Origin of the sequence: Fumia xinanensis, from assembly GCF_014384905.1 — a bacterium.
Classification (GTDB): domain Bacteria; phylum Bacillota; class Clostridia; order Oscillospirales; family Ruminococcaceae; genus Fumia; species Fumia xinanensis.
This window is the reverse complement of sequence record NZ_JACRSV010000003.1, coordinates 123,229-135,552: the sequence shown is the minus strand read 5'-3', so window position 1 is coordinate 135,552 and position 12,324 is coordinate 123,229. Positions and strand designations below refer to the sequence as shown.

The following is a 12,324-nucleotide window of genomic DNA, read 5'->3' as shown; positions in this document are numbered from 1 at the left end:
GGCAGGGGGTTGTGACTTCGAAAAAATATTTTTTATTCCCCTATGCGATAGTGTTCTGATCCAGTTTTTTGATATGTGTCTCGTAAAGGTGCAGATAAATAAAAATACTGACTATAAAGGAAACCGCCTCTGCGATGGGAAACGAATACCATACATAAACCAGCCCTATTTTGGACAGGAAATAGGCTACGGGCAAAATAAGGATCAATTGGCGAAGGAGGGAGATGAGCAAGCTTTTAAAGCCCATACCCACCGCTTGAAAAATTGTCGAAAAGGTAATCCCCATCGCCGCCGGTATAAAGCAAAGGCTGATAATCCGCAGGGCGGGAATACCGTCTGTCATCATCTGTGCATCAGCTCTGAATATGCTCAGCAGAGGCTCTGTCAGCCCCCAGAAAAGGAGCGTTCCCACCGCCATTATAATCAAAGCAATGATGGACCCTAGTTTGAGGGAGGAGACGAGACGTTTTTTGTTCCGGGCACCATAGTTGTACCCCATAATCGGCATCATTCCCTGTGTCAGGCCGAACACCGGCATAAACACAAAGGACTGTAGTTTGTAGTAAACGCCCAGAATAGCCACGCCGGTCTCAGAAATTGTTCCCAAGATGGCGTTGAGGCCCATGACGAGCACTGAGCCGATGGACTGCATGATAATAGACGGGAAGCCGACGGCGTATATGTCCTTTACAGTTTTTGCACGAAATCGGAAATTTTTAAACCGAATATTGACTGCGTGGTTGCCAAACAGCAAAATACCCAGCAGAAAAATCATTGAAAGGATCTGGCCGGTAACAGTGGCAATAGCCGCACCGGCAATTCCCATAGAGGGGATCCCCATCCATCCAAAAATAAAAATAGGATCGAGGATGATATTGGTGATGGCACCGATGAGCTGGGCGATCATAGGGAAAATCATGTTTCCGGTGGCCTGAAGCGTCTTTTCAGCCGCCACTTCTATGAGGATCCCAAAGGAAAACACACAAGCAATGGACAGGTACTGATCGCCCATGGCAATAATCGTGGGGTCATCGGAAAATGCAGCAAAAAAGGGCCTTGTAAAAAACAGGCCGAAAATGAGAAAGAGCAACCAGCTGAGTGCTCCCAAAATCAGGCCGTGGGTAGCCGCATGGTCAGCTTCCTCCTGCTTTTGTTCTCCAAGCCGCCGGGAAACTAAGGAGTTGATGCCCACACCGGTACCAACTCCTACAGAAATCATCAGCATCTGAATGGGAAATGCCAATGATACGGCCGTCAGAGCCGACTGGGAGTACCAGGACACAAACATGCTGTCTACAATGTTATAAAGCGCCTGTACCAGCATAGAGAGCATTGCAGGCAGAGACATAGTGACGATCAGTTTCATCATCGGGGTGGTCCCCATTTTGTTTTCCTTAAATCCTTCCATATTCACACTCCTCAAAATGTCATTTCGACAACAGAAGGGCAGGTCCAAAACCTGCCCTTGAATGATTGTTCCGATCCATTCTCGATGTTATCTATTATAGAAGAATGAAAAAATATTTGCAAGTATCTGTCCTTTGTTGTCAAGGATTTCTCCCAATCGGTGAATACAAGAAGGAGAATAAAACGAATTTTATGCACATTGTAACAAATAGTTTTCTTTTCGATTGGCGTGCGGTGTGGTATAATAACCTCAAAAGCAACAGCGAAAGCTGTTTGCAAAGCGCCTTTAGGCGCTTTTGTCTTGCTAGCGCAAGACTAGTAAGAACATTGTATCATAAATCCCGGCCGCTGCACGGCCGACAAAGTCGCTTCGCGTCTTTTGGCCCGCTAAAGCGGGCGAATTTATGGTATAATAACTTCACGGCGTGATCCAAAGCCTTATTTCACATGCCTTTAGCTCACATCTGGGAGAATACTCTTTCATAGATTGGGACAACTGTGCCCTTGTACTTCGCGCAACAAAATTGTGTTATAGTGCCCACAAACAGCAAATAAAGTGTACATTGCATCATAGACGTAGGAGTTTTGAAGAGCAAAATAGCTTTAACCGGTTTGACGCTGAAATTTTACGAACGGGGGGGCTGGGACTATGAAAGCCATACAGAAAAAGACGCAACAGTTCCTATACGCAGCAGTCATCCTGCTGTCAGTAGGGTTTATCATCCTAGGTTACCGATTCTGTACCAGAAGTGGAAACATCCTGGGACAAGAACAAACCGGGAGCGCGGAAATGACCTGCAAGGCCCGCGCGGAGGAAATTATCAGTGATAATGAAATCTACAGCAAATACACAAATGAGGTGACAGAACGCCGCATTGTTTACTATGCCACCGTCTTAAACGGGGAAAACAAAGGAGAGCGCATCGTCGCTACCCAGGTCATGGATCAGACGCAGATGGAGCTGGGACAACCGGTGAGGCCCGGAAGCATTCATTTTGTTTCCCTTGTCACCAACGAATACATGGAAAACCAGTGGATGGCCGGAAATCCGGTCCGCACTGCATGGCTGGCGCTATTAGTATTCGGATTCTGCGGCCTGGTCATCCTGTTTGGACGGGGAAAGGGCGTTAACACTATCATTGCTTTGGCCTTGACATGTCTCGCCATCTTTTTTGTGATGATTCCCGCCATCGCCAACGGTTTTAATATTTATGCTTCCGCCCTGATCATTTGTGCCTTTACTATTCTCACGACCCATGCGCTGGTCAGCGGGTTTACTTTTAAGAGTCTGGCCGCCATTCTTGGCTGTATGGGCGGCGTGGGGATTGCCGGAATTATCACTGTTGTCAGTTCCCGCATGATGCAGATGACCGGTATGACCGATGACGATTCGCTGCTCATCTACGTCATGAACCCGGATAAACCCATTGATTTGAGGGCGATTTTATTTACCGGCATTATCATTGGCGCTTTGGGCGCTGTCATGGATGTGGGTATGTCCATCTCTTCTTCGCTGGCGGAAATCATAGTTCAGGTGCCCGACATTACTTTCGGTGGCATCCTCAAATCCGGATTTGCTATCGGACGCGATATTATGGGGACTATGGCCAACACCCTTGTGCTGGCCTACATTGGAAGCGGGTTACATATGACGTTGCTGCTGCTCACCTATCGGAGCAATCTGGAAGAGATTCTCAATATGGAGATGATCGCCTCGGAAGTTTTGCAGGCCATGGCGGGTAGCATTGCCATATTATTTACCATTCCCACAACAGCTATTGCCACTGCCTTTTTCCATAAAAAATTTGCTGTGGGGAACACGCTGTCCGAAGCTGAAAAAACTGTTCAGCTTTTATCCGAGGCAGACCCAGATTAAGAAAAAACTTCATTTTTTTATGAGAAACGCAAAAAATCAGGTTCATTTATGTAACAACAAAAAAGCACGGGAATATTCCCGTGCTTTTTTTGATTAGTTTTGCGTAATAATACTCATGGGGTCGATCCACTTGTTGTCTTTTTTCATCGCCAGGTGCAGATGAAACTCATCGGCATTTTCTACCAAAGAAGTATTGCCCACTTCGCCGATTACGTCACCCAGCTTCACTTCCTGCCCCTTTTTGACTTTTACGGTATCAGCAAGGCCGCAAAAATAGGTCGTACAGGAAGGGTACTCGATTTCCACCATAATGCCCCATTTACCATCGTTTGTCACGTTTGTCACCGTGCCGTCAAAGCAGGATTTCACTGGAGTACCTTCTGCCGCTTTGATGTCGACACCGTCATGAGTGCGCCACTCACCCAAGGTTTTGGATTTCACAAGTTCCCCGTTGCTGTAGGGATTCATGATTTCGCCGCTGAGGGGCATAATATAGGCGCCGTTTGTGTTGGCTGCAGGGGGAGTGCTTTCTTCCGAGCTGGTGCTCTGTTCCATGGTGGCCGCAGACTCGCTGCTGGAGCCTGTGTCGCTCTCCTCGGGAGCGGAGCTCTCTAAAGGAACACCCGGCTGGCTCTTCGCCACATCTTCCAGTTCGGGGACTGACCAATCTGTGCCATTTTGGAGCTGAGCCTGGGGATTGGGCTCCTGGTTTAAGCTGCTGTTCAGTCTGGAAATGGTCAGGTACGCCACGGTACCTACTGCTACTACGCTGATGGCAAGGGCGATGTAAAACCCTTTTCCCAGCGACTTTTGTTTGCCAAAGGCCGACTTTCTCATTGTTTTTGTAACCTCCCAAATTAAAATCCATCCGACTTGCATCGGCAGTATCTGTTCTGTTGAAAAAGAGGCAAATCGCTTTCTTTCAAAACTAGTTTTCACGGAATTTATTTTTTTATTCTTATGGCGTCCATGAAAATCTCTTTTGCGAAAAATCATTTTAAAAAAATTATGCATTTTACAAAATGGAAGGCGCATCTTTGATGGATTGTGAAAAGTTTTGCAATCCGCTTTCGATTTTCCAAAAAATCAATTGACTATTACATGCAAAAGAAATATAATAAGAGGTAATAGTTACCCTTAAAAAATATTTGGAGGTATCGCAAATGAGCAGAGTAATGAACTTTAGCGCAGGGCCGTCCATGCTGCCGGAGGCAGTACTGAAAAAAGCGGCGGACGAGATGCTGGATTATAACGGAAGCGGCCAGTCGGTCATGGAAATGTCACACCGTTCCAAAACCTATCAGGCAATTATCGATGAGTGTGAGTCCCTTCTCCGCGAAGTGATGAATATCCCTGACAATTATGAGGTGTTGTTCCTCCAGGGCGGCGCGTCCACCCAGTTCGCCATGCTTCCCCTAAACTTGGCCACAAAATCCGGCAGCGCCGATTTTGTTCTCACCGGCCAATGGGCTAAGAAAGCGTTTTCTGAGTGCAAAAAGCTGGCTAATGCGCATGAAGTTGCTTCTTCCGCCGATAAAACCTTTACATATATCCCGGAGTTGGATCCTTCCACATTTGACAAAAACGCCGATTACTTCCACATCTGCATGAACAATACCATCTACGGTACCAAATATGTGGAACTCCCTGACACAGGGGATGTTCCGCTGGTAGCAGATGTGAGCTCCTGCATTCTGTCTGAGCCTATCGACGTGTCGAAATTCGGCGTTCTGTACGCCGGTGCGCAAAAAAATATGGGGCCTGCCGGTCTCACTGTTGTCATTATCCGCAAGGATCTGATAGGTGAGCCCAAAGAAGGTACTCCCACTATGCTCACCTATAAAACCCACGCAGAAAACGGCTCCATGTACAACACTCCTCCCACATATGCCATTTATATTTGCAAATTAGTGTTGGAGTGGATTAAAAATGACATTGGCGGTCTTGAGAAGATGAAAGAACGCAATGAGCGGAAAGCCAATATGCTTTACGACTTCCTGGACAGCTCCAAGATGTTTAAAGGCACCGTTGAGAAAAAATACCGTTCTCTCATGAACATCCCCTTTGTCACCGGCAACGAGGAATTGGACGCCAAATTCGTTAAAGAGGCTGCTGCTGCTGGTTTTGTGAACCTCAAAGGCCACCGCACTGTCGGCGGTATGAGAGCTTCTATCTACAACGCTATGCCTGAGGAAGGTGTCAAGGCTCTCGTCGACTTCATGAAGGATTTTGAAGCTAAAAACGCTTAATTTTCCGCACAATAAAACAGAAAGAGGTCATCTTTATGTTTCATATTAAAACTCTGAATAAAATTTCCCCTCTTGGCATGGAAAAATTCGACCGCAGTACCTACGCTTGGGGCGACGACATCGAAAATCCAGACGCAGTTATGGTGCGTTCTGCTTCGATGCACGATATGGAAATGCCGGAGTCCCTTCTGGCAATCGCCAGAGCTGGTGCAGGTGTCAACAACATTCCGTTGGATAAATGCGCAGAAGAGGGTATTGTCGTCTTTAACACCCCCGGAGCAAATGCCAATGCTGTAAAAGAAATTGTCTTGCTGGGTCTGCTGCTCTCTTCGAGAAAAATTGCTCCTGCTATTGAGTGGGTCCAGTCCCTCAAGGGTCAAGGTGCCGAGGTAGGAAAACTGGTAGAAAAAGGGAAATCCAATTTTGTCGGTCCTGAACTCAAAGGCAAAAAACTTGGCGTTATCGGTCTAGGTGCCATTGGTGTGCTGGTGGCCAATGCCGCCATCTCCCTGGGGATGACTGTGTATGGCTATGATCCCTATTTAAGTGTAGATGCTGCCTGGGGTATGCACACCAGTGTCATTCATGCTACTTCTCTCCGTGACATTTACGAGAACTGCGATTATATCACCCTTCACGTGCCTTGCAACACCGAGACGAAAGGCATGATCAATGCCTCTTCTATCAGCATGATGAAGACTGGTGTTCGGATTCTCAATTTCGCCCGCGGCGAGCTGGTAGTCGAAGAAGATATGCTCAGCGCATTGGACGAAAAGAAGGTGACCGTTTACGTTACAGATTTCCCCACCGAAGCACAGCTGGGGCACAATGGTGTTGTCGCTTTGCCGCATCTTGGAGCTTCAACCCCTGAGTCAGAGGATAACTGTGCAAAAATGGCTGCCGAAGAGCTGATCACTTATCTTGAAAGCGGGAACATTGTGAATTCGGTAAACTATCCCAACGTTTCGCTCCCTAAGAGCGGTGAGATGCGTTTTTGTGTGCTTCATAAAAATGTGAGTGGTACCTTGTCCAAAATTTCAACCGCATTTTCTGATGCAGGCATCAATATCGAAAACATGATCAACGGTTCTAAAAAGGACTACGCTTACACTATTGTGGATTTGGCACAGAAGGTGGACGCCGGTTTTGCTGAAAAGCTGACAGCTGATCCCGATGTCATCAAAGTCCGCGTTATCTAAATGAATTAAGTGCAATTGAAAAAGGCTGAAGGAAATCCTTCAGCCTTTTTTGTTGCGAATCTTGACTACCTACCTAAAATACAAGTATCTTCGTAATAATCTCGTACAAATAAACCAACAAAAGCAGAATCCAGGTAGGGGAGAGCAAAGCCGCCCCAAACACCTTTGTTTGAGCTAATTGTCCCTCCAAAGCAGGCCCCCGCCGCTTTCGGAATTCCCCCCGGCATACTGAAATCGCAATAATCAAAGAAACAAGCGCCAAGGCATATAAAATGATATTGAGGGTAAGCACAATCGTCGGAGAGAGAACAGGAAGCAACGTGCTCAGCAAAACAGCAACCACATTATTGAGAACATGGACTGCTATCACAGGAAGAAGCGAGTCAGAGCGCACCGCTATATATCCGAAAAGACAGCCCATGACAAAGGCGGGTAGTAGCTGGGTCAAGTCATAGTGATAAAAGGCAAATAAAAGTGCTGAAAACAGGATAGCAAACCCGGTTCCAAATCTGCGCAGCAACCGTAGAACATAACCTCGAAAGATCACTTCTTCTAAAACGGGAGCAATTAAACAAGAGTAAACGAGCAATGCGCAGGACCAAAACGGCGTTTCATTAGAATAAGAAAAATCCGGGGGAGTCACTACGGCTCCACCTTTATTGAGCCATTGGGCAAACAGCTCTGTAACAAGAGAAGTGACGAGGTTAAGGCCTATGCACAGCCCAAACCCCACAACAACTGTTTTCAAATGTTTTTCAGACCGGTTAAATAATTCCTTTATCTTAATACCGGTGAGTTTTCGCGCCACTAAAGTAGCTGTAGCCGCTCCCAAAATAGTTGGAAGGATGCTAGCAAAAATCTGATACAGCTCTAAATCAATCTGGATACCAGTAACCTTAAAAATAAGGCTATCAAGCCCCCATACAGCGTAAGACAGTAAAGTGGCGGCAAATAAGGCGATAATTACCAGGCCTGAGGCCCATCCACTCGCTTTTCGCACGGCAGAGACAGGTTTGACACCAGAAACCGAATTATTGGAAGATCGGCTCATAAAAAACTCCTTTGAGGGGTTATTTCTGCATAGTCAGCAACTCAAAATGGATGGAATCCGCTACTTCCAAAGGAATAGGGGATGGCCGCCCCAGATAAAATCCCTGCAAGTAATCAACCCCTGTCTCAACTAGAAGAGCCATTTCTTCTCTGTCTTCAACACCCTCGGCAATAACCTTGATGTTTCGTCCGTGTGCGTAAGAAACTAGGTTTATGAGAATTTGCTGACGGTTAGGATCCCTGTGTATATTGCGAACAATGGACATGTCTACCTTAATATAATCCGGTGCCACGTTCAAAAGCATCGTTTCACTGTTATAACCGGTTCCAAAATCATCCAGTGCCATCTGGCCGCCGTATCTGGCCAGCCAATCCCGTTTATTCACTGTATAAACCTGTTCGCTTTTTTCACTTTCAGTAATTTCAATGACTACACGGCTCAGCTTGTCGCCATACTCTTCCTGGAGTTTCTGTTTATCAATATTTGAGAGCTCCTGATTGGCCACCGAATTGATAAACAGCTTGCAGCAAGGGGGAACCGCTGGGAACCGTTCGAAAAACTGTATGGCCTCAAACCAAGTCAGCTGCTCAAGTTGGAGCAGTTTTGACTGCGACCGGGCCAGTGAAAGGATTTCCATTGTGGACTTCAGCGTCTCCAGTTTGGATCTCATTAACGCCTCGTAGGCAAATACTTCACCAGTTTTAACATCTACAATGGGCTGATAGTAGTATTCGACCAGCCGATTGTCCAGCAAATTATTGAGCTCTTCCCGTTTGCGCAGCAGATAGGAATTCTTTTGGTACTCCGCTAAATCAAATTCACTAAACTCTCCTTTTACCGAGTTTTTAACCGTATACATGGCGAAATCCGCATACCGAATCAGCTCCTGATAGTTTTCCGAATCGTCAGGATACCAGGCTATACCTGCGGAAGCCCGCAAGCGGATAGCCGTATTATCAGGAAGCGGTAAAATGGTTTTTGCCATATGTGCTTTTAGGTTTGCAAGAATACTTTGAATCGGTTGCCGTTCTTCATATCCCCACAAAAACAGGTAAAACTCGTCTCCGGACATTCTGGAGACAATCGCTGCAGGAGGTGCGGATTCCTGCAATACCTGGGCGGCTAGCTGAATGTATTGGTCACCATAATCATGGCCGTAGGTGTCGTTGACATATTTCAAATTGTCGAGATCCATCATCAATAGCGCTGCGGTTTTGATTTTTTGAGGGGAAAAAAATAAATATTCCATCTCCGAATGAAACGCCCTGCGGTTCAGAAGATTTGTGAGAATATCATAATCTCTTTCGTACTCAATTTTCCGTTTTTCCAGGATCTCTTTCGTAACGTCTTCTGCCACACCTAGGACTTTATTTTCGTCTTCCAACACTCGAAGCCGTGCCCATTTGGTAGCGTCGTCCGGGCAGAACAAGACCTCCCATCGACTGTCAGCGTGGGCTTCTACGGTGTAAGGTATTTCGTTAAGGATACGGCGGAATTCTTCCAAGGTCATGTATCCATCGGTTACACGACCCTCAACCTGAAGGACACCAAAGAACCGCTTGGTGTAAAACACCTGTCGGTCCCCCCTATGTATTTCAAATGCGCCGATGCAGTCACTGGTCATCTCAATGATTTGAGAAAGTTTAGAGGCAGATTCTGCTACATCGCTGCTGAGCTTCTCAATAGAGTCAGAAAGCTCATCTATTTCGCGGATATTAATTTTACCAAAATGCACAGGCAGCCGTGGATTGCTTTTCCGGACTTTACCTGCCAGAGTAATAATTGGCTGGCTGACAATACGGCTGATAATCATAAGGCCAATAATACCGACTAACAGGCTAATTACAGCCGCCGCTAAAATCGAGAGAGTTACTTTATGAGAAAATGCAAACAGTTGTCTCTTATCCACAATCCCCAGAAGCACCCATTGCTCTTCCTCAAAAGGCGTATGGGTATTGTATAGATGAAATTGCTGTACACAACCGTAGGGTTCTCCCCGAGAGCTCTCATTTTGCTGAAATTCATATACATTGACAGCACCGTAGTGCTCCAGCGGATAAATAATTGACTCATCGCCAAATAATTGCATGTATTTCGGTCCGGTTGTTGCGATTCTTAAAAAGCTGTCGCCGTCTTGGATGCCCAAAAAGTAGCTGCCGCCTTTGTCTTTGTTGGTTGTGATTTCACCGTATGGAAGCTGCTTTTGCAGATAGCGCACTGAAATTTCTACTCCTAAAACCCCATAGGGGGACCCAGACTCGTCTTTTAAGGGGATCGAATAGGTAATTACAGGGTTGCTTTGGTCCTTTTCGTCGAGACAGAAGGGCGGACTCCAATATCCAAGATCCTGTGCGTCCGCATCAGGATAAGCCTGCGCAGCCTCAAACGGTTTGCAATAATAACGACTATTTTCCCCGTCCTCGTCAAAGACAAAGTAGGGGCTCCAATAGCTGTCCAAAGAAATGCTTTTTTCTTTATTGAAATGAGAAGAGCCCCGTTCCAGCAACAGATCTGAATCGTTCTGTGGGGTGGATACCGGGTCTTGATCCCGTATATACAGCCCCAGCCTTCTGATATCTCCTTCTTCGACAGAGTTGGTCTCTAAAATCAAAAAAGCACCGGTTACGGAATTTTTTCTTAAAATATATACCAGCTCATCATAGGAGCGGTTGAGTATTTCATTTGCAAGGCTGTCATCGGTCCGCAGGGCTGAAATGGACGTGTGCCGGTTTTCCAAAAGATCCTGAACAACTGCCTCGATCGTAGACTGTGTTCCAGATAAAGCAGACCATCGCTGGAGCATTTCGCCCTGCAGATAATTTTTTCGGTTAATGACTCTTTCGTTTAAAATATCCTCGGCATTCTGGCTCAGCTTATTAACGGTTCCCGCCGCAAAAATGGTGCCGCAAAATAAGACCGCCTGCACAAGAAGCAAAACAGTCATCGGCAGCAATATTTTCTTCACGATAGAATCGTTTTTGACAATAACTTTTTTCATTGCTGTCCTTCCGCCTCAGTTGTCATGCCTATTGCATTGCTGACGTCAGCCGATCGACAAACTGATTATACCACGAATCAAAGTATTGATCGGTTGTGAATGAAGAGGCTGCTTCCTCCAGAGATAAGCCGTCTTTAAGGCTCTCTATCACCTTTTCCCGGTCGGCATCTGCTTGATCCTGCATGGAATGCTCCAAAATATTCCGGGCATCATTGCCGTTTTTGAAGGCTTTATTGGTATAAAGTTTAAAGTCCCTCACGCTCTGAAACGCCACTGGCAATGATTCTAAAAGATTTGCCGAAATATTTTTTTTGATACCATCTATGGCCAAAATTTGCTGCAGATATTCTTCGGTATTCGCCCCCCGTTTGACTGGAAGATACCCGGAAGAAATACTAAACTCCACATTTCGCTCCTTTTCGGTAAACCACTTCAGGAATTGCACAGCAGCGTACTCTTTCTTTTCATCGGATTTTACGACAGCCATCCCCGCTCCTTGCTGCACGTTATATTTTTCGCCGCCTTCAAAGACAGGTATAGGCAGCGACAAAGCTTCAATAGGGTAACTTTCACCATCGTTCACCGTTACCATCTCCGGAAAATAAGCAGCCCCAGAAGTAGAACCCACTAGTGCTATAATATCACCGGTTTTTGCGTCATCAGAGCGAAAGTTGCCGTAAGCGCCAAAATACCCGCAAATATATGGAATATAATAATTATTCCATAGCTTTCGAATCACATTCTTATTTACGTTAAGTTGGACACTTTCATCTTTTATATCAAAAATTTCAGTTCCCAGCTGTTTGCAACCGATAATCATGTAATTTGCCATTGCATCTCGCCCAAAAAAGGCCTTTCCATCATTGGATTCCGGTGTCAGACTGTCCGTCCATTCATAGTACTGTTTGGCGGTTCGCACGACCCCTTCCACAGTTTCAAGCTGGGATAAATCGACTCCCTCAGCTGTGGCAAACCGATCCCAATCGGTCTTATTGAGCATCATAACTTCAACCGACTTGGCGGTGGGAAATATTTTGAGGCTCCCACTCTCGTCAAACCTTCCCTCTTCAATATAAGAGGGGACATATTCGTCCAGCTCTTCTTTTGTAAAATATGGGGAAAGGTCTGCCAGTAAGCCCAGTTTATCGATTTCGTAAGCAGTGTCCGCATAACATGCAAACATGTCGGGCACTTCGCCGGAACCTACTTTTTGATTGGCGGCGTCGGCTACCTTGGTGATGAGCTCATTTACATTCCCTTGGCTGAACGCTTCCACAATAATCCCCTGCTCCATGCCCACTGTTTCGTTGAACTCAGTAACCATTTCATTGAAAGAATTAAGCTGCTGCCCATTGTAGTAATGCCAAATCTCAATTGCCGTAGGATCTTCCGGATCTAGCTTTATATCGACTTCCTTATCCGCCTCACATCCAGCCAAACACATAGAAAATGCCGTTAAAACTGCCAGGACCCCGGTACATACCTTTTTCATCATGGTAAACAGTCCTTTCCCGAAACAGGCCATGCTGTTTTTTCATGGGTCG

The 12,324-nt window shown here is 46.0% G+C and carries 8 protein-coding genes; 3 read left to right on the top strand and 5 right to left on the bottom strand.

What is annotated here, in order from left to right:
* Positions 1-40: 40 nt before the first annotated feature.
* The gene (locus H8710_RS10265) at positions 41-1,408 is read right to left on the bottom strand and encodes an MATE family efflux transporter (protein ID WP_249295429.1); all 1,368 of its coding nucleotides are present in this window, start codon (positions 1,406-1,408) and stop codon (positions 41-43) included.
* A gap of 648 nt (positions 1,409-2,056) precedes the next feature.
* On the opposite strand from H8710_RS10265, the gene H8710_RS10260 reads away from it, so the two are divergent.
* Complete coding sequence (locus H8710_RS10260) at positions 2,057-3,283, top strand: YibE/F family protein (protein WP_249295428.1); 1,227 nt, start codon at positions 2,057-2,059, stop codon at positions 3,281-3,283.
* Between the two features lie 93 nt (positions 3,284-3,376).
* On the opposite strand, the gene H8710_RS10255 is transcribed toward H8710_RS10260, so the two are convergent.
* Positions 3,377-4,120: a M23 family metallopeptidase gene (locus H8710_RS10255; RefSeq protein WP_249295427.1), complete on the bottom strand. Its 744-nt coding sequence runs from the start codon at positions 4,118-4,120 to the stop codon at positions 3,377-3,379.
* A 326-nt stretch (positions 4,121-4,446) separates the two neighbouring features.
* Here H8710_RS10255 and serC point away from each other — a divergent pair, with 326 nt between their 5' ends.
* Both serC and H8710_RS10245 read left to right on the top strand, forming a co-directional pair.
* The gene (gene serC, locus H8710_RS10250) at positions 4,447-5,532 is read left to right on the top strand and encodes a 3-phosphoserine/phosphohydroxythreonine transaminase (RefSeq protein ID WP_249295426.1); all 1,086 of its coding nucleotides are present in this window, start codon (positions 4,447-4,449) and stop codon (positions 5,530-5,532) included.
* Positions 5,533-5,567: 35 nt separating this feature from the next.
* The gene (locus tag H8710_RS10245) at positions 5,568-6,731 is read left to right on the top strand and encodes a phosphoglycerate dehydrogenase (protein WP_249295425.1); all 1,164 of its coding nucleotides are present in this window, start codon (positions 5,568-5,570) and stop codon (positions 6,729-6,731) included.
* Between the two features lie 73 nt (positions 6,732-6,804).
* Here the strand turns inward: H8710_RS10245 and H8710_RS10240 are convergent, their stop codons facing one another.
* Genes H8710_RS10240 through H8710_RS10230 form a run of 3 tightly spaced genes read right to left on the bottom strand, consistent with a single transcriptional unit; the run spans position 6,805 to position 12,275 of the window.
* The gene (locus tag H8710_RS10240; protein ID WP_249295424.1) at positions 6,805-7,782 is read right to left on the bottom strand and encodes a CPBP family intramembrane glutamic endopeptidase; all 978 of its coding nucleotides are present in this window, start codon (positions 7,780-7,782) and stop codon (positions 6,805-6,807) included.
* 19 nt (positions 7,783-7,801) lie between these two features.
* Positions 7,802-10,780: a bifunctional diguanylate cyclase/phosphodiesterase gene (locus tag H8710_RS10235; protein ID WP_249295423.1), complete on the bottom strand. Its 2,979-nt coding sequence runs from the start codon at positions 10,778-10,780 to the stop codon at positions 7,802-7,804.
* A gap of 28 nt (positions 10,781-10,808) precedes the next feature.
* Positions 10,809-12,275: an extracellular solute-binding protein gene (locus tag H8710_RS10230; protein ID WP_249295422.1), complete on the bottom strand. Its 1,467-nt coding sequence runs from the start codon at positions 12,273-12,275 to the stop codon at positions 10,809-10,811.
* Positions 12,276-12,324: the final 49 nt, after the last annotated feature.